The organism is Paraburkholderia phytofirmans OLGA172 (assembly GCF_001634365.1).
GTDB lineage: Bacteria > Pseudomonadota > Gammaproteobacteria > Burkholderiales > Burkholderiaceae > Paraburkholderia.
Genome location: NZ_CP014578.1, coordinates 524,890 through 548,212, shown reverse-complemented (window position 1 = coordinate 548,212; position 23,323 = coordinate 524,890). Strand labels below are relative to the sequence as shown.

The window sequence follows — 23,323 nt, the reverse complement described above, 5'->3', positions numbered from 1 at the left end:
CCGGTTGCGGCAGCGGCAACGCCTGCTGCCGCACAACCAGGCCAGACCGGACACGCAGGGTGAAGGACACCAGGAGACAAGTCATATGAACGCACCCGTCGAACTGACGGCCGAAGTTCTCGCCCAGCGCCAGCGCGAAGTCGTGCAGGCGCTGATGGCCGTGCTGCCGACCCACTGTCTGTTGTATCGCGAAGAAGACACCGTCGCCTACGATTGCGACGGCCTCGCCGCTTATCGGCGTCTGCCGCTCGCGGTCGCATTGCCGGAGACGGAATCGCAGGTCCAGCGCATCGTGCAAATCTGTCACCGGCTCGACGTGCCGATCGTGCCGCGCGGCGCGGGCACCGGTCTATCCGGCGGAGCGATGCCGATTCGTCACGGCGTGGTGGTGTCGCTCGCGCGCTTCAGGAAGATCGTCGAAGTCGACCCGTATGCCCGAACCGCCACGGTGCAACCGGGTGTGCGCAATCTGTCGATTTCCGACGCCGCCGCGCCCTACGGCCTTTACTACGCGCCCGATCCGTCGTCGCAGATCGCCTGCACGATCGGCGGCAACGTCTCCGAGAATTCGGGCGGCGTGCACTGCCTCAAATACGGCCTCACCGTGCACAACGTGCTGCGTGTGCGCGCTGTGACGATGGAAGGCGAAATCGTCGAATTCGGTTCGCTCGCGCCCGACGCGCCAGGGCTCGATCTGCTCGCGGTGCTGATCGGCAGCGAAGGCATGTTCGCAATCGTCACCGAAGTCACCGTCAAGCTGATCCCGAAACCGCAAACGGCGCAGGTCATCATGGCCAGCTTCGACGATGTCGTGAAAGGCGGCGACGCGGTCGCCAGCATCATTGCAGCGGGCATCATTCCGGCTGGTTTGGAGATGATGGACAAACCGGCTACGCGCGCCGTCGAAGAGTTCGTCAACGCGGGCTACGACCTCGACGCGGCGGCAATCCTGCTGTGCGAATCGGACGGCACGCCGGAAGAAGTGGCCGACGAAATCGTGCGCATGACTGCGGTGCTGCGTGAACAAGGCGCCACCCGCATCCAGATTTCACGCTCGGAAAATGAGCGGCTGCGGTTCTGGTCCGGGCGCAAGAACGCGTTTCCGGCGGCTGGCCGTATTTCGCCCGACTACTACTGCATGGACGGCACCGTGCCGCGCCGCAGTATCGGGCCGCTGCTGGCGCGCATCGAAGTGATGGAGAAGAAATACGGCCTGCGCTGCATCAACGTATTCCATGCCGGCGACGGCAACATGCATCCGCTGATCCTGTTCAACGGCAACGATCAGGACGAGTGGCATCGGGCTGAGGCGTTCGGTTGTGACATTCTCGAAACGTGCGTCGAACTGGGCGGCACGGTGACCGGCGAGCACGGCGTGGGTATCGAGAAAATCAATTCGATGTGTGTGCAGTTTTCGCCCGAAGAGCGCGATGCATTCCACGCGGTCAAACGCGCCTTTGACGCGCCCGGCTTGCTCAATCCCGACAAGGGCATTCCCACCCGCGCCCGCTGCGCCGAGTACGGCAAGATGCACGTGCGCGGCGGCTTGCTGCCGCATCCGGACCTGCCGCGGTTTTAAGGCGCCTGGTGACGCTGCCGGCCCAAGGCGGGCATCAGCGTCACCGGGCGCGGCCGCCGCGCGGCGCCACTTGTCCACATAGAGGGGCGCCCACACACCACCAGGCCGCTTCCTGACCCGCCTTCCGGCACGATTCCTCCCGCCTACGCGTCCCACATATCGCGCGCCCGCGGCGCTTTCCACCCCCCACCCTGATTACCCGATGCGGGTCCGCTCCGGCTTGCCAGCCAGCCGCCGCCCGGTACAATCGATCGAAACACAACTAAGCAGGGCACCATGGAAGAGGATGACATCGTCGCCGTTTGGTCCGAACGCGTGCGTTCAGCCAGCGCCGAAGGGCGCACATTGCGCATCCGTGGCGGCGGCACCAAAGACTGGTACGGTCAGACGCTGAAAGGTGAGATCCTCGACACGCGCGCTTATCGCGGCATCATCGCTTACGATCCGGCCGAACTGGTTATCACGGCGCGCGCGGGCACGCCCCTGCTGGAGATCGAGGCCGCGCTCGCCGAACGCGATCAGATGCTCGCCTTCGAACCGCCGCACTTCGGGCTGCAGGCCACCTTCGGCGGCTGTATCGCGGCGGGCATTGCCGGTCCACGCCGCCCTGCCGCGGGTGCGGCGCGCGACTTCGTGCTCGGCGCCGTCATCATGAACGGCCAGGGCCAGAAGTTGCATTTCGGCGGCCAGGTGGTGAAGAACGTCGCCGGTTATGACGTCTCCCGTTTGATGGCAGGCTCGCTCGGCACTCTTGGGCTGATCCTCGAGTTGTCAGTCAAGGTGCTGCCAATACCGCAGGCCGAAGCGACCCTCAAATTCGACATGAACGGCACCGACGCGGTCCGCAAGCTCAACGAATGGGGCGGCCGCCCGCTGCCGATTACGGCGAGCGCATGGCGTCACGGCACGCTGGCCGTGCGGATGGCCGGCGCGGAAGCCGCGGTCAAGGCCGCCCGCACGGCGCTTGGCGGCGAAGTGGTCGATGCCGTCGAAGCGGAGCGCTTCTGGGCCGGCCTGCGTGAACAGACAGACTCGTTCTTTGCGGCCATCCCGCCGAAGGCCGCGCTGTGGCGGCTCGCGCTGCCGTCGATCACCGAGCCGCTGCAATTACCCGGTGCGCAACTGATGGAATGGGGCGGCAGCCAGCGCTGGTGGATCACCGACACCGACGCGCAAACCGTGCGTATCAGCGCCAAACAGGCCGGCGGCCACGCCACCATCTTCCGGACCGGCCCCGGCTACGACCGCAGCGCAGGGGTGTTTACGCCGCTGCCCGCACCGCTGATGAAAATCCATCGCGGCCTGAAAGCCGCCTTCGACCCAGCCCGCATTTTCAATCGCGGCCGTCTCTACCCCGACTTCTGAGCGACGCGATGCAAACCAACCTCGCGGACTTCATTCGCAATACGCCCGATGGCGACGAAGCCGACGCCATCCTGCGCAATTGCGTGCATTGCGGTTTCTGTACGGCGACCTGCCCGACCTATCAGATCCTCGGCGACGAACTCGACGGCCCACGCGGACGCATCTATCTGATCAAGCAGATGGTGGAAGGCGCGGCGGTCACGCGCAGCACCCAGGTCCATCTGGACCGCTGCCTCACCTGCCGCAACTGCGAGACCACTTGCCCATCCGGCGTGCAATACGGCAGGCTGGTCGAGATCGGCCGCAAGATCACCGAGGAAAAAGTCACGCGTCCGTTCAGTCAGCGAATGGTGCGCCGGCTGCTCGCGAGCTTCGTGCCGAACAGCGCGCTGTTCACGCCGGCCATGCGCATCGGTCAGCATATCCGTCCGCTGCTGCCCAAAAAACTGCGCGACAAGGTGCCCGCGCGGCAGCGTCCGCTCGAATGGCCGACCGCGAAACATCCGCGCAAGATGCTGATGCTCGCGGGCTGCGTGCAACCGTCGATGATGCCGAACGTCAACGTCGCCACCGCGCGGGTGCTCGACGCGCTCGGCGTCGAAACGTTGATCGCCGCCGAAGCGGGCTGTTGTGGTGCGATCCGTCTGCATCTGGGCTACAACGACGAAGCGCTCGACGATCTGCGCGCCAACATCGACGCGTGGTGGCCGTATATCGAACAAGGCGTGGAAGCAATCGTGATGAACGCGTCCGGCTGCGGTGCGACGGTGAAGGAATACGCGCATCTGCTGCGCAACGATCCCGCTTATGCGGAAAAGGCGCGCCGCGTGACCGAGCTGACGCGCGACATCGCGGAGGTCCTGCCGGAGTTCGAAGAGGCGCTCGTCGCCGTGACGCGCCGCCGCGCGATCCATACGGTAGCGTTCCATCCGCCATGCACGTTGCAGCATGGTCAGCAGGTGCGCGGCAAGGTCGAACATCTGCTGGCAGCGCTCGGCGTGGAAGTGCGCCTGCCTGCCGACAATCATCTCTGCTGCGGCTCGGCCGGCACTTATTCGCTGACGCAGCCCAAGCTCTCGTATGCGCTGCGCGATCAGAAGCTCGAGCGGCTGCAGGCGCAGGAGCCGCAAGTGATCGTGTCGGCGAACGTCGGCTGCATTGCGCATCTGCAAAGCGGCACGTCCACGCCGGTCGCACATTGGATCGAACTGGTGGAGCATATGCTGTCCACCTGAGGCGATCTATTTGCCGCAAGTGCGGCACGTGGCTTGCGATACGTCACCGCAAGCGCCTTCGCCTGTCCGGCGGCGGCATGAGGCGGCGGCGTCCGTATAATTCGACCATTGCTTTTCGCTGGACTTCCAGTTCCGTTCCATGCCCGATCTGATTCACAACCTCGAAGCGGTGCAGCAGCGCATCGCCCTCGCCGCCCAGGTGGCTGGACGCGATGCGCGTTCGATCACCCTGCTCGCGGTCTCGAAGACGTTTCCCGCCGAAGACGTGCGCGCCGCCTACGCCGCCGGTCAACGCGCGTTCGGTGAGAACTATGTGCAGGAAGCCATCACCAAAATCGAAGCGCTGGCCGATCTGCGGGCAGCGCTCGAATGGCATTTCATCGGACCATTGCAATCGAACAAAACGCGGCCGGTTGCCGAGCATTTCGACTGGGTGCATTCGGTCGACCGCCTGAAGATCGCGCAGCGGCTATCGGAGCAGCGCCCGGATAACCTGCCGCCGTTGAACGTCTGCCTGCAGATCAACATCAGCGGCGAAGCGTCGAAAAGCGGTGTGAGCATTCCCGAGGCCGTGGAAGTCGCGCAGACAATCGCCGCGCTGCCGAAACTGAATCTGCGCGGTCTGATGGCGATTCCGGAACCGGCCGGCAGCATCGAAGAGCAGCGCGTGCCGCATCGGCAATTACGCGAGCTGTTCGAACGCCTGCGCAATGACGGCCTCGAACTCGATACGCTCTCGATGGGCATGTCGAGCGACCTCGAAGCCGCCGTGCGGGAAGGCGCGACGATCGTGCGCGTCGGCACCGCGATTTTCGGCGCGCGCGATTACTCTCACTGACCCTTTCGCGCCTTTCCTTTCTTGACGCCTCACGAGACATCTTTCGGAACATCATGAAAATTGCTTTTATCGGTGGCGGCAACATGGCCGCTGCGTTGATCGGCGGTCTCATCAAGCGCGGCGTCGCACCCGCTGACCTGTACGCAATCGACCCCAACGAAGACGCGCGCAAGCGCAATGAGCAGCAATTCGGCATCAAGACCGGCGCCGCCGCGGATGCCGCGCTCGCGTCCTACGATGCCGTCGTGCTGGCGGTGAAACCACAGATCCTGAAGAGCGTCGCCGAGGCGCTGGCGCCGCATCTGCAGGCCTCGCAACTGGCAATCAGCATCGTCGCGGGCATTCGCATGGATGACATGTCGCGCTGGCTCAACCGCCACGCGCGCATCGTGCGCGTGATGCCGAATACGCCGGCGCTGATCGGCATGGGCGTGACGGGCCTCGTCGCGACCGGCAGCGTCGACGCAACCGGCCGCGCGCTCGCGTCGCAGGTGCTGGGCGCGGTTGGCGAGACCGTCTGGTTCGACGACGAAGCGAAGATCGACGCCGTCACCGCGATCTCGGGCAGCGGTCCCGCTTACGTGTTTTATTTCATCGAGGCTTTGCAGGAAGCCGCGCGCCGACTCGGCATGGATGAAGCACAAGGCCGCGCGCTGGCGGTCGCAACCTTCACCGGCGCGGCGCAATTGGCCGCGAACTCGGACGAGCCGCCGAGCCTGTTGCGCGAACGTGTGACGTCGAAGGGCGGTACTACGGCGGCCGCGCTGGCGTCGTTCGACGCCAGCGGGATCAAGGACGCGATCGTGCGTGGCGTGCTCGCCGCCGATGCGCGCGCCAGAGAAATGGGCGACGAGTTCGGCAAGCTGTAAGCGCGGTCTGGGGTTGGCCGGCGCGGAAGAATTAGAAAGAAGCCACCGCGTAATGCGCGGCAATGCCGACAAACAACGCGCCGCCCAACCAGTTGTTGTGACGGAACGCCGCGAAGCACGCCATCCGCTCGCGATTGCGGATCAGCGTGTAGTGATAGATCGCGCAGCCCACCGCCGCCGCCCATCCGAGCCAGTACAACACGCCGAAGCCGAGCATCACGCCGATGCCGACGTAAATTCCCAGCGTCACCGCATAGCAAAGCATGATCGCCGCCACGTCGAAGCGGCCGAAGGTCAGCGCCGAAGTGCGGATGCCGATCTTGATGTCGTCGTCGCGATCGACCATCGCGTATTCCGTGTCGTACGCAACCGACCAGAACACGTTGGCCAGCAGCATGACCCAGGCGAGCATCGGCACGTGGTCCTGAATCGCGGCAAACGCCATCGGAATGCCGAAGCCGAACGCAATACCAAGGTACGCCTGCGGAATCGCAAAGAAGCGCTTGGTGAACGGATACGAACCGGCGACGAACAGCGCCGCCACCGATAACTCCTTGGTAAGCGTATTCAGCGGCAGGATCAGCAGAAACGCCAGCAGCGACAAACCGGCCGCCAGCGCCACCGCCTCCCATGCCTTGATCTTGCCCGACGTGATCGGACGGTTTTCCGTGCGTTTCACGTAGCGATCGAAGTCGCGATCCGCGTAGTCGTTGATCGCGCAGCCTGCCGAGCGCATCAGCACCGTACCCACTGTGAAGATCACCAGCAGCGGCCACGAAGGATGGCCCTCGGACGCAATCCACAGCGCATTGAGCGTCGGCCACAGCAGCAGCAGGCTGCCGATCGGCTTGTCCATGCGCACGAGGCGCAGATACAGAGGAAGTCGGGCGAACATGGGCGGATTCGGTGAAGTGCGGGCGGTGCCGCTATTTTACGGGATGTGGGCGGCAGGCAGCCTTCAGGCCGGCGAGGCTGAAATGCTGGGCGCCGAAACCGAGGTCGCAACGGCAACCGGGGCCTGAACCAAAGCTGGGGCTAAATCCGGTACCGCAAATCGGGAGAGTTACAAATGATAGTTGGAAATAGGTATTTCGGCGAAAACCTGATTCATATCAGAACGCTTTGCGGATGGTCATGCATGGCCTTCGTTGAGGTTTTGAGCGTGAACACGGATTCAAAAGGGCATCGAAATATCCGTAGGCATGTTCAAAATGCGGAAGATCGGGATCAGTGCCGTTCGATTCTCGCAAAGCCACTGTTGACGGCTTTCGGCATTCCGATTCGAAAGCTGACGACCGAATATCTGACAGCAGACACGCTGGGAAGCCTGCGCGAACGTTTCGGATTCACCCCGTCCGAAGTGTGCAAGCGTGGGGCGGATTTCAGGCCCTAAACACTGGGAGCCTAACCGGCCGCGCATTTGTCGCGTGGCCGGCCACAGACGCAGCACGTTGATCGTCATCGCCGATCCCGAGTTCGCTGCGCTCAATGACCAGTTGCATCGAGTTCGACGACGGCCCTTGCTTCGATTTGCGAATCGTTGATTGTCGCGGTCAACGATGACGTGTACCGGGTGTTCCCATTCGCTGTAAATCGTACTTCCCATGGTTTGCACCTCCGCAGGATGCCCCGCATGGCGGGCGTTGTTGGCGCGCAGATTAGCGCCGCTCCTGCCTTGAAGCTGTCAATTTCAGCCGGTCTGTGAAGATGTGTTCGCGCGACGGCCTTTTTCCGAATTGTCCTATTTTGGCTCCCAACTCCCCGATGCAGTGTCGCCTTATTACGCATTTCTAACGACACATTACAAAATGGAGATGTGTGAGAATAAACAAACCGTCCTGCGGGTCAGCAGGCAACCTGGCCCGTCTATTGGCCGCATTCATGCTGCTACTGGTGGCATTCGGTGCGAACGCCGACAGCGGCGACGACATCTGTTTTCCCCTGTATGCGAGAGCAGGTGCCATTCCCGGCAATAAAGACTGCCCGTTGATTGCTGCGAGCCGGACATCAACCGGCATGGGTACGTATTTCTGCACTGCAAATGCGCAGGAAATGATCGCCCGGTACTGCAAGGGACCCGATCCTGTCCTGCCTGACGACTCCTGCCCGGTGGCGGACCCGGTGTACCCGTCTAGCGGCGCTGTGACATTGACAGAAAACGATTTCGTCAGTGGCGATGAACTGCCGGTCACGTTCACACGCACATACCGATCTACCGTGTTCCTGAAAAGTGCGAGCGCTGTCGGGCCAATGTGGTTTCACAATTGGCAACGGCAGTTGAATGTCATCGGGGCCGCAGGCAGTTCTGGCAACGTCATCGCATATCGTGCAAACGGAGAGCCGCTAACGTTCATCTTGACGAACGGAACATGGCTAACGAAGAGCTTTAGCGGTCTCACGCTCACGCAGAACGGCGTGGGCTGGACGCTCACCGACCTGGTAACAGAAAACACCGAAACGTACTCTTCGCAAGGCGTTCTGCTATCGGAGGCAACCAAGACCGGGTTTGTCAGAACGTTGAGCCATGACGGATCGGGACGGCTTGTTGCGATCACGCAGCATGGTCCCGACACCAGGACAGTCTATGACCTCACCCTCCGCCTCGAATATGACGATAAAGGCCGTATCGCGCGACTAGTCGACCCCGCGGGCCACTTCACGCAGTACCAGTACGACGCGAACAGCAATCTCGCTTCTGTCACCTGGCCCGATGGAAACGTACGGCAGTACGCGTACGGCGACTCTCGTTTCAAGGGCGCGCTGACCGGCGTTATTGACGAGACCGGCTCGCGAATCGCAACGTGGACATACGACGCACAAGGCCGAGCGACTGCTGTCAGCCATCCCGACACGACACAGAACGTACAGTTTTCCTATGGATCGGGGACGACCACTGTCACGGATAGCAATGGTGCAAGAACGCTTTCCTTCTCGACCATAGGTGACAAGGTTCGCCCAACCGGCAGCAGCGGTTCCCTATTCGGCGGAATGACGTGGGACGCATCGGGCAGTCTCCTGACGACGACTGCGCCGGGACGCAATGCCGTCTACAGCTACGACGAAACTGGTCGTCCGGTGAAAGCGACCGTGCGGACCTCTTTCGCCATCTCGGTCACTTCGGTGCAGTACGCCGACGCAACGAGTCTTCATCCTGCGTCCGTCGCCATGCCGGGAAAGTTGATGTCATTCGTCTATGACGCCAATGGCAACGTCACGGGGTATAGCGAACGCATCACCAATGACCTGACAGGTGAAGCCGGTTTCGATGCTACCTGGGACGGGCAGCAGCAGCGAACTGTTGGTGCCCGATACGACAAGTTCAACCGGTTGACCGAGGCGATCACTTACATCAACAACGTTAAGGCTTTGAATTGGTTCTACTTCTACGACGAAACCGGCAATCTCAACACTGCGCAGAATATCGTTTCGAAGTGGCTCTTGGGTAATCAGGGTCGCGATGCGGCGCACCGTGTGACCTGGCAAACCGGCAACTATCGCGAGGCCCGTATCGCATACGACCTCAGAGGGCGAGTTACCCGGTTCACATACGATGAGCAGCCAATAGCTCAAATCGGCCGGGTTCGTCGTCTACTGACCGTAGATTACGGCTACTCACCAGACGGTCGCGTGGTATCCCGCAACGGTACGGTAGCAACCAGTGGTGGGGCTGCGGTAGCAATCAGCAGTGACGACACCGACAAATGGCTCGATAACTATCAGGCCGGTCTTGATCCCGTAGGTCCCCCGGCCACCCGCCTTGGCTGGTTGCGGTCGAACACGTCCGACGCACCGCCAGTTACAAGCGCTGTGTGCGTGGATTGCGGGTTCATTCAGGCGCGTCTTGCATGGTCGCTGTTCCTTCGCGACCTTTATTTCAGCGCGCAGACGGGCGAACCCATTGAGGACAATCCGGTGGAAATTCAGGTTGCCGCACAGAATCAGTTACCGTTTCCGGTGTTGGTTCCGAACCTGTCCCAACGGAGTGCGCTCTATGCAAAAGTTTTCCCGAGCGCTGCAGCACAAACGTCCGGCTTCGTGAAATGCAAGGACACTTCGGATTGTGGGGCAGTTAGAACAGCCTGCCGGAAAAAGTGCTCATTTTCGGCATTGCCGACCGGCGATTTCGGAGTCACGTTCTGGAACTGCGTTAACGACTGCGCTGAGCTTTCGGACTGTCCACGAATATAACGCGCACAATCAGTGCCAGCGTAGCACCAGGACACGCAATGTCCCGGCAGCGAATTTCGGGTTCCACAAATTAATTTGGAGTAGATGCATGATTAAAGATAAGGCATTGGCCCTGGAAGTGTGCAACCGTATGTTGAAGATAAACGGATCACTCGACGAAGCGATTGTCTTTGTTCAGGCGCATTGCTCCGCCGAAGAACTTGATATCTTCAAACAGGCCATGGGAGAGGTCATGTACATGGTGTTCGAGCAAGCGCTTATCCCTATCTACAAACAACACCCGGACCTCGTTCCGGAGGGGCAGCGTGTAAGCGGAATCACGGACTAAATCAGGCTTGAACAAAAAGGGGGCGAGCAATCGCGCCTTCTTCATGTGCGCCCATGCTGGGCGCACCCAAAAAAAGCCTCCCGAAAAGGGAGGCCTTGTTTGCAATCAGTTCAACGCCAACACCGAAGCACTGCGCTGAAATCCAGACTAAACGCCCGGAACGCTCAAGCTATTCAAGCCAGCATCGAGCGCAGCATCCAAGCAGTCTTTTCATGCGTTTGCATGCGTTGCGTCAGCAAGTCGGCGGTCGGCTCGTCGTTGGCGGCTTCCGTCGACGGGAAAATCGCGCGGGCGGTACGCACCACCGCTTCCTGGCCTTCCACCAACTGGCGGATCATTTCTTCCGCAGCCGGCACACCGTCCGCTTCCGGAATCGACGACAGCTTCGCAAATTCCTTGTAGCTGCCCGGCGCATGTACACCCAGCGCGCGGATACGTTCAGCGATCGAATCGACCGCGAGCGACAACTCGTTGTACTGCGTTTCGAACATCAGATGCAGCGTGTTGAACATCGGACCCGTCACGTTCCAGTGGAAGTTGTGGGTCTTCAGGTACAGCGTGTAGGTGTCGGCGAGCAGTCGCGACAGACCTTCTGCAATCTTCTTCCGATCCTTGTCGCTGATCCCGATATTGACGTGCTGTACGGCGTCTTTCTTGGCCATGATGACTCCCTTGAAGAGTGATACGAACCGGTCGGCAGAGTGGCGGCGCGCCGATAGCAAACCCGGCACTTCGAACGCCCGCCAGTTTATATTAGAAAGCAGCTGCGTTCGTGTGACGCGTGGTCGCTTGCCGCACCACGGCCTCGCGCTCAATCACGCGCCCAGCGCGTGTTGCACGGCTTGCACAACGATCACCGCCAAGCCGCTCGCGACGATCGCGAATCCCACTAACTTGCGCAGCAAAAATGCTCGCTGCTGTTGCGCACCGCGTACGGCCGACGAGCCGCCAATGGTGGACATCATCAGCTGGATCATGATCGTGCTCCCTCGATTCGTATCGTTACCGGCGGGGCGCCGATGCGCCCCGTCCTCCTGCATCAATTCACTTCAACTGCCTACTGCTTACTGCCTACTGCCTACTACTTACTGCCTACTACTTATTGCTTACTTCGTGCCGGCTTCGGCGAGTTCGGCCATCGCGGCGATCACGCCTTCCGCATAGGCCGGATCGGCCCGACGGAAATGCTCGATCTGACGCGCGACGATCTCTTGCGGCACACCGTTGATATGGCGTGCAATGTTGCCAAACAGACGTTGGCGTTGCGCCGCATCGAAAAGCGCAAACAACATGCCCGGCTGCGTGTAGTAGTCCTCGTCCTCGCGATGATCGTAACGATCGACCGTACCCGCCGCGAGCGGCGGCTCCGCCGCACTGGTGTCCTGCCCGAAGTCACCGAAGCGACTCGGCTCGTAGTTCACATTGCCGCCGAGGTTGCCGTCCGTGCGCATCGCGCCGTCGCGATGAAACGAATGATGGACCGGGCAGCGCGGTGCATTCACCGGAATCTGATGGTGATTGGTGCCGAGGCGGTAGCGCTGCGTGTCGCCATACGAGAACAAACGGCCTTGCAACAGACGGTCCGGCGAGAAGCCGATACCCGGCACCACGTTGGCCGGCGTGAACGCTGCCTGCTCCACGTCCGCGAAGTAGTTCGCCGCGTTGCGGTTCAACTCGATCGTGCCGACGTCGATCAAGGGGTAATCCTTCTGCGACCACACTTTCGTGATGTCGAACGGATTGAAGCGATAGTTCGCGGCTTCCGCTTCCGGCATCACCTGAATGGCAAAACGCCATTTCGGGAAGTTGCCAGCTTCAATGCTCGTGAGCAGATCGTGTTGCGCGCTTTCACGGTTCTGTGCCACCACTTGCGCCGCTTCGGCATCGGTAAAGTTCTCAATGCCTTGCATCGACTTGAAGTGGAACTTCACCCAGAAACGCTCGTTGTCCGCGTTGATGAACGAGTACGTGTGCGAGCCGAAGCCGTGCATCTGGCGGTAGTTTTGCGGAATGCCGCGATCGCTCATCAGGATGGTGACCTGATGCAGCGACTCCGGATGACGCGACCAGAAATCCCATGCCGCGATATTGCTGCGCATGTTGGTGTAAGGATCGCGCTTTTGCGTATGAATGAAGTCCGGGAACTTCAGCGGATCGCGGATGAAGAACACCGGCGTGTTGTTGCCGACTACGTCCCAGTTACCTTCTTCCGTATAGAACTTGATCGAGAAGCCGCGCACGTCGCGTTCCGCATCGGCTGCGCCACGCTCGCCTGCCACCGTCGAAAAGCGCATGAAGAGCGGCGTGTCCTTGCCGAGCTGGGCGAACACTTTCGCCTTCGTGAAACGCGAGACGTCATGCGTGACCTTCAGCGTGCCGAATGCGCCCGAACCCTTGGCGTGAACGCGGCGCTCCGGAATCACTTCGCGATCGAAGTGAGCGAGTTTTTCGAGCAGCCAGACGTCTTGCAGGACGACCGGACCACGCGCGCCGGCGGTCATCGAATTCTGGTTGTCGGCAATGGGCGCGCCGGCTGCATTGGTGAGCTTACGTTCGGACATGCGTGACTCCTGAGTGGCTTTTAGCGGAAACAGAATGTGGGCAGAGGTACAGCGCGCTGATGCCTACGGCTCATGCGGACAAGGCCCGATCGACCAGCAAGGACAGCGCGACCGTGCGCATGCTGAGCGCCGAGGCGGCAAAGGTGCGGGTTGTCACGCCGGCGGATTGAGTGGCGACGGTTTGGACTGGCTGCAAGTTCGATTGCGTCATGATTTCCTCCGGGTCTTATGGGATCGGGCGATCCATGGAGGAAACTATAACAACACTATTGAATTATCGTGTTTGATTAATTTTATCTATTCAATAGGGGTTGCGGCCTTCGGCACCCAAGTGCGGTTGGCCGACCGGCCACCGGGGCGCGCGACGGCCGGCCTGGGTGAAACGCGCCGCCTAGCTGACGGCGACAGGCAGATCGAGCTTTTTGACGCCCTGCAGATCGCATGCGTTGATGGCGTCGCAGATGGCGTCGATCGCGGGCGTCCGCGTGAAGCTCTTGCGCCAGGCGAGCACGACGCGGCGATCCGGCACCGGTTCGTCGAAGGCGACGTAGCTGAGCAGGCCCGCGTCGATACCGCCGGCGTGCGGCTTGACCTCTTGCACCGACATGCGCGGCAGCACGGTAATGCCGACACCGCTCGCCACCATATGACGGATCGTTTCCAGCGACGACCCTTCGAAGGTCTTCTGGATGCCATCCGCGTTCTGCGAGAAACGCATCAGTTCAGGGCACACGCCCAGCACGTGGTCGCGGAAGCAGTGGCCGCTGCCGAGCAGCAGCATGGTTTCCTGCTTGAGATCCTCGGCATCGATCTTCGTGCGGTTTTCCCACGCGTGACCGGACGGCAGTGCGACGACAAACGGTTCGTCATAGAGCGCGCGTTGCATCAGGCCCGTTTCCGGGAATGGCAGCGCCATGATGGCGACGTCGATTTCGCCCTGCTTGAGCAGTTCGATCAGCTTGACCGTGTAATTTTCCTGCAGCATCAGCGGCATCTGCGGAACGCGCTTGATCATCTGCTTGACGAGCGTAGGCAGCAGATACGGCCCGATCGTATAGATGACGCCAAGGCGCAACGGCCCGACCAGCGGATCTTTGCCCTGTTTCGCGATCTCTTTGATGGCCAGCGTTTGTTCGAGGACGCGCTGGGCCTGCGTGACGATCTGCTCGCCGATCGGCGTGACACTGACTTCGCTCGTGCCGCGCTCGAAAATCTGCACGTTGAGCTCGTCTTCGAGCTTTTTGATTGCCACCGACAAGGTCGGCTGGCTGACGAAACACGCTTCGGCGGCCCGGCCGAAGTGCCGCTCGCGGGCAACCGCGACGATGTATTTCAATTCGGTGAGCGTCATTGGGGGACCAATCAGTGCGATGAGTTCGATAGGTTCTAGTTATACACCTATAGGGTCGGTTCGCCAACCTTTTGGTCTTTTGCCCGCTGGGCAGACGGGCGCCTCCGTCGTCAAAGGCAAATCCTCAAGCCTTCAGATATTGCTCCCGCGCCCCGAGCCAGCGGGCCAGATGCTGGATCACCACCTCGGGATACTTCTCGAGCAAAGCCGCGGCGGCCTCTCTGGCCGGCTCGATGAGCCACTGATCATTCTGGAGATCGGCAAACCTCAACATGGCCGCACCCGACTGCCGGGCGCCGAGAAACTCCCCTGGACCACGAATCTCAAGGTCGCGCCGGGCGATTTCGAATCCGTCAGTCGTCTCGCGCATGGTCTGCAAGCGCGCCCGCGCCGTCAGCGACAGCGGCCCGGTGTACAGCAACACGCACACCGAAGCCGCGCTTCCGCGCCCCACTCGCCCGCGCAGCTGGTGCAACTGCGCGAGACCGAACCGCTCGGCATGTTCGATCACCATCAGCGACGCATTCGGCACGTCGACACCGACTTCGATCACCGTCGTCGCCACCAGCAACTGCACCTCATTACGCGTGAACGCATCCATTACAGCAGCCTTCTCCGCTGGCGCGAGGCGTCCGTGCACCAGACCGACCTTCAATTCGGGCAACGCGGCAACCAGCGTCTCGTAGGTCTCCACCGCAGTCTGCAACTGCAAGGTCTCGCTTTCCTCGATCAGCGGACACACCCAGTACACCTGCCGCCCCGTTAGCGCGGCCTCACGCACACGGCCGATCACCTCTTCGCGCCGCGCGTCGGAGACCAGCTTGGTCAGAATCGGCGTGCGGCCAGGCGGCAGTTCGTCAATGGTCGAAACGTCGAGGTCGGCGTAATAGGTCATCGCCAGCGTGCGCGGAATCGGCGTCGCCGACATCATCAATTGATGCGGCTGGAAATCGCGCGCGCCGTCGGCGGCGCTCCGCCCCGGAGGAAGTCCTCCTGGGGGATGCGCCTTGGCGCGCAAGGCGAGACGCTGCGCCACGCCGAAGCGATGCTGCTCATCGACGATCACCAAGCCCAGCCGCGCAAACTCAACGGCGTCCTGGATGATCGCGTGCGTACCGATCACGAGCTGCGCCGTACCAAGCGCCGCCGCTTCGATCGCGGCGCGCTTTTCCTTGGTCTTCAGACTGCCGGCGAGCCACGCGACGCTCACGCCCAGCGGTTCCAGCCAGCCGCGCAATTTGCGCGCGTGCTGTTCGGCGAGGATTTCGGTCGGCGCCATCAGCGCGGCCTGATAGCCGGCGTCGATCGCCTGTGCCGCAGCCAGCGCGGCCACGATCGTCTTGCCACTGCCGACATCGCCTTGCAGCAGCCGCTGCATCGGATGAGGCTGCGTCAGATCGAGCGCGATCTCGCCGCCCACGCGCTCCTGCGCCGCCGTCAGCGAAAACGGCAACGCCTTCAGCAAACGCGCGACTAGCGCCGATTCGTCGCCCAGCTTGCGGCGCGGCATGGCCGGCGCGGCACGCGTGCGGCGCTCCTCATGTGCGCGCTTCAACGACATCTGCTGCGCGAGCAATTCTTCGAACTTGATACGCACCCACGCGGGATGCGTGCCGTCGATCAACGCGGTCTCATCAGATTGCACGCCCGGATGATGCAGCGTGCGCACTGCGTCCATCAACGTCGGCACGCCGAGCGGCTGCATATAGGTTTGCGCGATCGGCCCGGGCAGCAGCTCCGGCAACGACGTGCGCGACAGCGCGTTGTCGATCGATTTGCGCAGATACGCCTGCGTCACGCCCGCGGTGCTCGGATATACCGGCGTCAACGCCTGCGGCAGCGGCGTGTCTTCGTCGACCACGCGCACCGCCGGGTGCACCATCTCCATGCCGAAGAAACCGCCGCGCACGTCACCACGCACGCGCAGCCGCGCGCCGATCGCCATCTGCTTGACCTGCGAGCCGTAGAAATTCAGAAAGCGGAGCACGAGTTCGTCGCCGGCGTCGTCGCGCAGTTTCACCAGCAACTGGCGGCGCGGGCGATAGGCAATTTCGTTGTCGAACACCACGCCTTCCGTTTGCGCGATGCCGCCCGGCAGCAGATGCCCGATCGGTGTCAGCGAGGTCTCGTCTTCGTAGCGCATCGGCAGATGCAGGACCAGATCGATGTCGCGCGTGAGGCCGAGTTTGGCGAGCTTGTCGGCGGGTTTAGCCGCGGGCTTGGCGCCGGCTTCGGCAGCAGGCTTCCTGGTGGCTTTGCCCGCGGGTTTGCCGGCAGGCTTGTCACCGAATGGGTCAACCATTTCACCCTCACGCGCGGCCTTGTCGCGCTCCGGCGCGACACCCGCGCCGAGGTCGTTCAAGTCCGGCGCCGCTGCTTTGTCCCGCGCGACGCGGCGCTTGGGCTTGGCGCTCACTTCATCGGTAGCGGAGGGCAATCGGCGTTCGGACAAAGGCATGGGTTGCTTCGCAAGTACAATATCGGCTGTCAAAGGTGTCGGCGCCAACCAGCGCGCGGGCTCGCGGGCCGCTCCGGCGTCCCGCAATCATAGCCGCCCGGCCCCGGCTTCGGCTCAATTCAGTCCCAATTCGCTTCCAGTCGTCCGCATGTTTACGCTTTCCGATTTCGATTTCGATCTGCCACCCGAGCTGATCGCGCAAGTCGCGCTGCCCGAGCGCAGCGCCAGCCGTCTGCTCGAAGTGGCCAACACAGCCGCGGCGACCGATGCCGCGCGCCTGATCGACCGCCGCTTTGCCGAGTTGCCCGAGTGCATCGTGCCCGGCGATCTGCTGGTCTTCAACGATACCAAAGTCCTGAAGGCGCGCTTCCTCGGCCAGAAGGCCAGTGGCGGCAAGATCGAAGTGCTGGTAGAGCGCCTGACCGGCGAACGCACCGCGCTCGCGCAGATCCGCGCGAGCAAGAGCCCGCAGCCGGGCACCACGATCCGTCTCGCCGACGCGTTCGACGTGACGGTCGGCGAACGCGTCGAGCCGTTCTACACGCTGCATTTCCCCGACGACTGTCTGACGCTGATCGAGCAATTCGGCCGCCTGCCGCTGCCGCCGTACATCGAGCACGACCCCGACGCAACCGACGAAACCCGCTACCAGACGGTGTTCGCGCAGAATCCCGGCGCGGTGGCAGCGCCCACCGCCGGCCTGCATTTCGACGACGCGCTGCTCGCGCGGCTCGACGCCCGCGGGGTGGAGCGCGCGACGCTGACGCTGCACGTCGGCGCCGGTACTTTCCAGCCGGTGCGGGTCGAAAACCTCGCCGAGCACAAGATGCACAGCGAGTGGTATCACCTGCCACAATCGCTCGCCGACAAGATCGCGGCGACGCGTGCGCGCGGCAACCGCGTGATCGCGGTGGGCACGACGTCGATGCGCGCGCTCGAAGCCGCCGCGCGCGATGCGGATGCGGCCGGACGCCCGCTCGGCGCGGCCAGCACGGAAACCGACATCTTCATCACGCCGGGCTATAAATTCCGCGTGGTCGACCGGCTAGTGACCAATTTCCATTTGCCGAAGTCGACCTTGCTGATGCTGGTGTCGGCGTTCGCGGGCGTCGAGACGATTCGCGAAGCGTATCGCCACGCGATCGAACAGCGTTACCGCTTCTTCAGCTACGGCGACGCCATGCTGCTGACGCGCCGCGACGTTTGAACCGTTTCGTGTCGCACAGCGATATCCCGTGCGATAGCGTTGCGCGCCGGCTGCGCACGCGGTAGTCTGCCGCTCCTTGCCGCGTTGATGTAAAGGCAGTCGCTGCTGCAGTCTTGCACCCGCGTGCAGCGGCAGATCTGTGCTGCATCTTGAGTTTTCTTCACCCAGCCGCCGTGGCTTACCCGGCGGCGTTCATCATTTGCGCCGGACTTGTCGATCCGGAGTTAGCGCTTCAGCGCTTATTCCGGTCCCATGCAAAGCTGTTCTCCGGTGGCACAGGAGTCCCCATGACCGACGGTCTTACCCACGATACAAGCGGCACCTGCGGTACCTGCGCGAGCGCCGCGTCGCGCCCTGACAACGGCCTCAAATTCGAACTGCTCGGCACCGACGGCCAGGCCCGCCGCGGCCGCGTCACGCTGAATCACGGCGTGGTCGAAACGCCGATCTTCATGCCGGTCGGCACCTACGGCACGGTGAAGGCGGTCCAGCCGCGCGAGCTCGAAGAAATGCACGCGCAGATCATCCTCGGCAACACGTTCCATCTGTGGCTGCGCCCGGGCCTGGAAACGATCGAGGCGCACGGCGGCCTGCATGGCTTCATGGGCTGGAAGAAACCAATCCTGACGGACTCCGGTGGCTTTCAGGTGTTTTCGCTTGGCGATCTGCGCAAGATCACCGAAGATGGCGTCACGTTCGCATCACCAATCAACGGCGACAAACTCTTCCTGTCGCCGGAAGTGTCGATGCAGATCCAGAAGGTGCTGAACTCGGACATCGTCATGCAGTTCGACGAGTGCACGCCGTATGCGACCAACAACGTGCCGACGTCACATCAGGAAGCCGCGGATTCGATGCGCATGTCGATGCGCTGGGCCCAGCGCTCCATCGACGAATTCAAGCGTCTCGGCAATCCGAATGCCCTCTTCGGCATCGTCCAGGGCGGCATGTTCGAAGACCTGCGCGACGAGTCGCTGGCAGGTCTCGCGGAGATGGATTTCCACGGTCTCGCAATCGGTGGCCTGTCGGTCGGCGAGCCAAAAGAAGACATGATGCGCGTGCTGAACCATATCGGCCCGAAGCTGCCGGCCGACAAGCCGCACTACCTGATGGGCGTCGGCACGCCGGAAGACCTGGTGGCGGGGGTGGCCGCCGGCGTCGACATGTTCGACTGCGTGATGCCGACCCGCAACGCGCGCAACGGCTGGCTCTTCACCCGTTTCGGCGACATCAAGATCCGCAACGCCGCGCACAAGAACTCGCTGCGCCCGCTCGACGAGCAATGCGGTTGCTATACCTGCCGAAATTTCACCCGCGGCTACCTGCACCATCTGCATCGTGTAGGGGAAATCCTCGGTGCGCAATTGAACACGATTCACAACCTGCACTACTACCTCGAGTTGATGCAGGAAATGCGCGACGCGATCGACGCAAAGCTGTTCGAGCCCTTCCGCAAGCGCTTCCACGAGAACCGCGCGCGCGGCATCGATTAGCGGGCAAGCGGGAATCAGCTGACGAATTTGCCTGAGGAATCGGCCGGCCTCGCACGGCAGACATTACAATTTACTTCCGTGCGCAGCAAAAAAGGCTTTAAACGGTTGATCGGAAAGCCGATTCGCCGTGCCGACCCCAGTCAGGCCAGTGGTAGAATAACCGGCTGATTTTTTTGATCGTTTTGATTTATAACGGAGAGACCAACGTGTCGTTCATTTCCAATGCCTTCGCCCAAGGCACAGCAGCAGGTGGCATTGAATCGAACCTGATGAGCTTCCTGCCGCTGATCCTGATGTTCGGCGTGCTGTACTTCATCATGATTCGCCCGCAAATGAAGCGCCAGAAGGACCATCGCAACATGCTCGCCGCGATGGCCAAGGGCGATGAAGTGGTGACGAATGGCGGCATCGTCGGCAAGGTGACCAAAGTAGGTGAAGCTTACGTCGGCGTCGAAATCTCGGAAGGCACGGAAATCACCGTGCAAAAAGCGTCGGTCACGACGATTCTCCCGAAGGGCACGATCAAGTCGCTGTAAGGCCTGCTCTCTCGCGTCCGGCGCGGCCTCGCCGGCGGTTCTCGCAGAACAACGCTGAACGGCCCGCGCTCATCGCCGGACGCATCGCTTCCAAGCCAACCTTCCCGTTGGACCGCTCATGAATCGTTACCCTCTCTGGAAATATGCCGTGATGCTGGTGGCTCTGGTCATCGGCCTCGTGTACACGCTGCCCAATCTGTTCGGCGAAGCGCCGGCGGTGCAGGTGTCGAGCGGCAAGGCGACGGTCAAGCTCGACTCGACCACGCTGTCGGCAGTCGAAACGGCGCTGGCCGCCAATCAGATCAAGCCTGACGAAGTCACGTTCGACAATTCGTCGACCAACGCGAACATCCGCGTGCGTCTGCTGGATACCGACACGCAACTGCGCGTGAAGGACCTGCTGCAAAAATCGCTGAACAGCGACCCGACCGATCCGCAGTTCGTCGTGGCGCTGAACCTGCAAAGCGCGTCGCCGCGCTGGCTAAGCGCCTTGCATGCACTGCCGATGTACCTCGGTCTCGATCTGCGCGGCGGCGTGCACTTCCTGCTGCAGGTCGACATGGCCGGCGCGTTGAACAAGAAGCTCGACTCCGACGCCTCGGATGCGCGCACCATGCTGCGTGACAACAACATCCGCGACGGCGGCGTGAACCGCGTCAACCAGACGGTGGTGATCAATTTCGCCGACCAGGCCACGGCAGACGCGGCATCCAAGCAACTGGGCCGCGGCATCAGCGAACTCCAGTGGGCCTCGCAAGCGAACCCGGACGGCGGTGTGCAACTGGTCGGCACGTTCACGCCGGCGGTGCAGAAAGCCGTGCAGGACGCCGCGCTCAAGCAGAACATCACCACGCTGCATAACCGCGTGAACGAACTCGGCGTGGCCGAGCCGGTGATCCAGCAGCAAGGCTCGGACCGTATCGTCGTCGAACTGCCGGGTGTGCAGGACACGGCGAAGGCAAAGGACATCATCGGCCGTACGGCAACGCTCGAAGCGCGCCTCGCCGACCCGGTCAATACGCATCCGAATCCGTCCGATCCGGTGCCGCCGGGCGACGAGCTGTTCACCCAAGGCAACCAGACGCCGGTGCTGCTGCGCAAGCAGATCATCTTCACGGGTGACCGCATTATCGACGCGTCGGCAGGCTTCGACGAACATCAGCGTCCGTCGGTGAACATTCGCCTCGACTCGGCCGGTGGCCGCGCGGTGCGCAGCGTCTCGCGCGACAACATCGGCAAGCCGATGGCCATGGTGCTGTTCGAAAAGGGCAAGGGCGAAGTGCTGACGGTGGCGACCATCCAGTCGGAACTGGGCGACCGCTTCCAGATCACCGGCCAGGCCACGCCGCAAGGCGCTGCCGACCTCGCGCTGCTGTTGCGCGCCGGTTCGCTCGCCGCGCCGATGGACATCATCGAAGAACGCACGATCGGCCCGAGCCTCGGCGCGGACAACATCAAGAAGGGCTTCCACTCGGTGGTGTGGGGCTTCGTGGCAATCGCCGTCTTCATGATCGCGTACTACATGCTGTTCGGCGTGATCTCGATGATCGGCTTGTCGGTCAACCTGCTGCTGCTGATCGCCGTGCTGTCCATGTTGCAGGCCACGCTCACCTTGCCGGGTATCGCCGCTATCGCGCTCGCGCTCGGTATGGCGATCGACGCGAACGTGCTGATCAATGAGCGCGTGCGCGAAGAACTGCGCCACGGCGCGCCGCCACAACTGGCGATCCAGAACGGCTACGCGCATGCATGGGCGACGATTCTCGACTCGAACGTCACCACGCTGATCGCTGGCCTCGCGCTGCTCGCCTTCGGCTCCGGCCCGGTGCGCGGCTTCGCGATGGTCCACTGTATCGGCATCATGACGTCGATGTTCTCGGCTGTGTTCTTCTCGCGCGGCGTGGTGAACTTCTGGTACGGCGGCAAGAAGAAGCTCAAGTCGCTGGCCATCGGTCAGGTGTGGCGTCCGCAACCGGAAGGCATCGACGGCGCCGCCGCTTACCTCGGCAACGAAGATGCTGCGACCGACACTGCACGAGCCGTCGCCGCTGCAAGCGCCAAGCCCAAGGCCAAAGCCGCGGCCCAGGCGCGTGCCAAGCCGACCGTGCGCCGCCGCGACGCGTCCAATACGCCGCAGAAACCGGGTTCATCCCGCTGAGTCCCGGAGAACAAGACCATGGAATTTTTCCGTTTTCGCAAAGACATTCCGTTCATGCAGCGTGCGTTGATCTTCAACGCAATCTCGCTGCTGACGTTCCTTGCCGCTGTGTTCTTCCTGGTGCATCGCGGGCTGCATCTGTCGGTGGAATTCACCGGCGGTACCGTCATCGAAGTGCAGTATCCTGGCGCCGCGCCGCTCGAACCGGTGCGCGGCACGCTCAACAAGCTCGGCTATCCCGACGCGCAAGTGCAGAACTTCGGCACCTCGCGCGACGTGCTGATCCGTCTGCCGCTCAAGCACGGCTACACGTCGGCGCAACAGAGCGACCAGGTGATGGGCGCGCTGAAGGGCCAGGACCCGCAGGTGCAGTTGCAACGCGTCGAGTTCGTCGGCCCGCAGGTCGGCAAGGAACTCGCTACCGACGGCCTGCTCGCGCTGGCCTGTGTGGTGGTCGGCATCGTGATCTATCTGTCGTTCCGCTTCGAATGGAAGTACGCGGTGGCCGGCGTGATCGCGAACTTGCACGACGTGATCATCATTCTCGGCTTCTTCGCGTTCTTCCAGTGGGAGTTCTCGCTGTCGGTGCTGGCAGCAGTGCTCGCAGTGCTCGGCTACTCGGTGAACGAATCCGTCGTTATCTTCGACCGGATTCGTGAAACCTTCCGCCGCGAACGCAAGATGACCGTGATCGAGGTGATCAACCACGCGATCACCAGCACGATGTCGCGCACGATCATCACCCACGGCTGTACCCAGATGATGGTGCTGTCGATGTTCCTGTTCGGCGGCCCCACGCTGCACTACTTCGCTCTCGCGCTGACGGTCGGTATTCTGTTCGGCATCTACTCGTCGGTGTTCGTCGCCGCGGCGCTTGCCATGTGGTTCGGCGTGAAGCGCGAAGATCTGGTGAAGGACAAGAAGGAACGCGTCGATCCGGACGATCCAAACGCCGGCGCACAAGTCTGATTCTGCTGCAGGCAGACATCTGGCCCGATCGTGAAAAAAGGAAGGCCGGTTCTCGCGAACCGGCCTTTTACGTTTACCGCCTTTACCGCCTTTGCGGCCTTTGCGGCCTTTGTGGCCTTTGTGGCCCTGCTGCTCCGTCCCGCCGTCCTCGCACCCTGCACGCTCGCTCGCCAAGCTCTGTCGCGCAG

At 62.2% G+C, this 23,323-nt stretch carries 21 protein-coding genes; 13 read left to right on the top strand and 8 right to left on the bottom strand.

Features of this window, described 5'->3' with window-relative positions:
* Window positions 1–85: 85 nt before the first annotated feature.
* The 5 genes from AYM40_RS02375 to proC all read left to right on the top strand — a co-directional run bounded on the left by AYM40_RS02375 (window position 86) and on the right by proC (window position 5,886).
* Window positions 86–1,579: an FAD-linked oxidase C-terminal domain-containing protein gene (locus AYM40_RS02375; RefSeq protein ID WP_063494817.1), complete on the top strand. Its 1,494-nt coding sequence runs from the start codon at window positions 86–88 to the stop codon at window positions 1,577–1,579.
* 276 nt (window positions 1,580–1,855) lie between these two features.
* A complete protein-coding gene (glcE, locus tag AYM40_RS02370; RefSeq protein WP_063494816.1) occupies window positions 1,856–2,944 on the top strand; it encodes a glycolate oxidase subunit GlcE in 1,089 nt (362 codons plus the stop codon).
* Between the two features lie 8 nt (window positions 2,945–2,952).
* Window positions 2,953–4,179: a glycolate oxidase subunit GlcF gene (gene glcF / locus AYM40_RS02365; RefSeq protein ID WP_063494815.1), complete on the top strand. Its 1,227-nt coding sequence runs from the start codon at window positions 2,953–2,955 to the stop codon at window positions 4,177–4,179.
* A 139-nt stretch (window positions 4,180–4,318) separates the two neighbouring features.
* Entirely contained in the window at window positions 4,319–5,017 is a 699-nt protein-coding gene (locus AYM40_RS02360; RefSeq protein ID WP_063494814.1) for a YggS family pyridoxal phosphate-dependent enzyme, read from the top strand.
* A gap of 53 nt (window positions 5,018–5,070) precedes the next feature.
* A complete protein-coding gene (gene proC, locus AYM40_RS02355) occupies window positions 5,071–5,886 on the top strand; it encodes a pyrroline-5-carboxylate reductase (protein ID WP_063494813.1) in 816 nt (271 codons plus the stop codon).
* A 31-nt stretch (window positions 5,887–5,917) separates the two neighbouring features.
* Here proC and ubiA read toward each other — a convergent pair whose 3' ends face one another.
* Window positions 5,918–6,781, bottom strand: a complete 864-nt coding sequence (gene ubiA, locus AYM40_RS02350; RefSeq protein ID WP_063494812.1) for a 4-hydroxybenzoate octaprenyltransferase — start codon at window positions 6,779–6,781, stop codon at window positions 5,918–5,920.
* Here ubiA and AYM40_RS43215 point away from each other — a divergent pair.
* Entirely contained in the window at window positions 6,780–6,908 is a 129-nt protein-coding gene (locus AYM40_RS43215; protein ID WP_256390472.1) for a hypothetical protein, read from the top strand. The two genes, ubiA and AYM40_RS43215, sit on opposite strands and share 2 nt — an antisense overlap.
* A gap of 152 nt (window positions 6,909–7,060) precedes the next feature.
* On the opposite strand, the gene AYM40_RS39850 is transcribed toward AYM40_RS43215, so the two are convergent.
* Window positions 7,061–7,492, bottom strand: coding sequence for a hypothetical protein (locus AYM40_RS39850; protein WP_148662080.1), 432 nt, complete (start codon window positions 7,490–7,492; stop codon window positions 7,061–7,063).
* 275 nt (window positions 7,493–7,767) lie between these two features.
* On the opposite strand from AYM40_RS39850, the gene AYM40_RS02340 reads away from it, so the two are divergent.
* Both AYM40_RS02340 and AYM40_RS02335 read left to right on the top strand, forming a co-directional pair.
* On the top strand, window positions 7,768–10,074 hold the full coding sequence (locus tag AYM40_RS02340) for a DUF6531 domain-containing protein (RefSeq protein WP_148662079.1): 2,307 nt from the start codon (window positions 7,768–7,770) through the stop codon (window positions 10,072–10,074).
* Between the two features lie 88 nt (window positions 10,075–10,162).
* Window positions 10,163–10,402 (top strand): hypothetical protein, encoded by a 240-nt coding sequence (locus AYM40_RS02335; protein WP_063494809.1) that lies wholly within the window; start codon window positions 10,163–10,165, stop codon window positions 10,400–10,402.
* A gap of 173 nt (window positions 10,403–10,575) precedes the next feature.
* Here AYM40_RS02335 and AYM40_RS02330 read toward each other — a convergent pair whose 3' ends face one another.
* From AYM40_RS02330 to recG, 6 genes are all read right to left on the bottom strand, one after another.
* A complete protein-coding gene (locus AYM40_RS02330) occupies window positions 10,576–11,064 on the bottom strand; it encodes a Dps family protein (protein WP_063494808.1) in 489 nt (162 codons plus the stop codon).
* A 153-nt stretch (window positions 11,065–11,217) separates the two neighbouring features.
* Complete coding sequence (locus tag AYM40_RS41800) at window positions 11,218–11,379, bottom strand: hypothetical protein (RefSeq protein ID WP_181448399.1); 162 nt, start codon at window positions 11,377–11,379, stop codon at window positions 11,218–11,220.
* Window positions 11,380–11,508: 129 nt separating this feature from the next.
* On the bottom strand, window positions 11,509–12,963 hold the full coding sequence (locus AYM40_RS02325; protein WP_063494807.1) for a catalase: 1,455 nt from the start codon (window positions 12,961–12,963) through the stop codon (window positions 11,509–11,511).
* 70 nt (window positions 12,964–13,033) lie between these two features.
* Window positions 13,034–13,174: a hypothetical protein gene (locus AYM40_RS41795; protein WP_181448398.1), complete on the bottom strand. Its 141-nt coding sequence runs from the start codon at window positions 13,172–13,174 to the stop codon at window positions 13,034–13,036.
* Window positions 13,175–13,354: 180 nt separating this feature from the next.
* The gene (locus AYM40_RS02320; RefSeq protein ID WP_063494806.1) at window positions 13,355–14,314 is read right to left on the bottom strand and encodes a hydrogen peroxide-inducible genes activator; all 960 of its coding nucleotides are present in this window, start codon (window positions 14,312–14,314) and stop codon (window positions 13,355–13,357) included.
* 124 nt (window positions 14,315–14,438) lie between these two features.
* Window positions 14,439–16,772, bottom strand: coding sequence for an ATP-dependent DNA helicase RecG (gene recG / locus AYM40_RS02315; RefSeq protein ID WP_063494805.1), 2,334 nt, complete (start codon window positions 16,770–16,772; stop codon window positions 14,439–14,441).
* Between the two features lie 148 nt (window positions 16,773–16,920).
* Between recG and queA the strand changes: the two genes are divergently transcribed.
* The 5 genes from queA to secF all read left to right on the top strand — a co-directional run bounded on the left by queA (window position 16,921) and on the right by secF (window position 23,135).
* Window positions 16,921–17,979 carry a tRNA preQ1(34) S-adenosylmethionine ribosyltransferase-isomerase QueA gene (gene queA, locus AYM40_RS02310; RefSeq protein WP_063497800.1) on the top strand — a complete coding sequence of 353 codons (1,059 nt, stop codon included), beginning with the start codon at window positions 16,921–16,923 and terminating at the stop codon, window positions 17,977–17,979.
* A 287-nt stretch (window positions 17,980–18,266) separates the two neighbouring features.
* A complete protein-coding gene (gene tgt / locus AYM40_RS02305; protein ID WP_063494804.1) occupies window positions 18,267–19,472 on the top strand; it encodes a tRNA guanosine(34) transglycosylase Tgt in 1,206 nt (401 codons plus the stop codon).
* A gap of 206 nt (window positions 19,473–19,678) precedes the next feature.
* Window positions 19,679–20,008 (top strand): preprotein translocase subunit YajC, encoded by a 330-nt coding sequence (gene yajC / locus AYM40_RS02300; protein ID WP_063497799.1) that lies wholly within the window; start codon window positions 19,679–19,681, stop codon window positions 20,006–20,008.
* 118 nt (window positions 20,009–20,126) lie between these two features.
* Window positions 20,127–22,166: a protein translocase subunit SecD gene (secD, locus tag AYM40_RS02295; RefSeq protein ID WP_063494803.1), complete on the top strand. Its 2,040-nt coding sequence runs from the start codon at window positions 20,127–20,129 to the stop codon at window positions 22,164–22,166.
* A gap of 18 nt (window positions 22,167–22,184) precedes the next feature.
* Window positions 22,185–23,135 carry a protein translocase subunit SecF gene (secF, locus tag AYM40_RS02290; RefSeq protein WP_063494802.1) on the top strand — a complete coding sequence of 317 codons (951 nt, stop codon included), beginning with the start codon at window positions 22,185–22,187 and terminating at the stop codon, window positions 23,133–23,135.
* The last annotated feature ends 188 nt before the right edge of the window (window positions 23,136–23,323 follow it).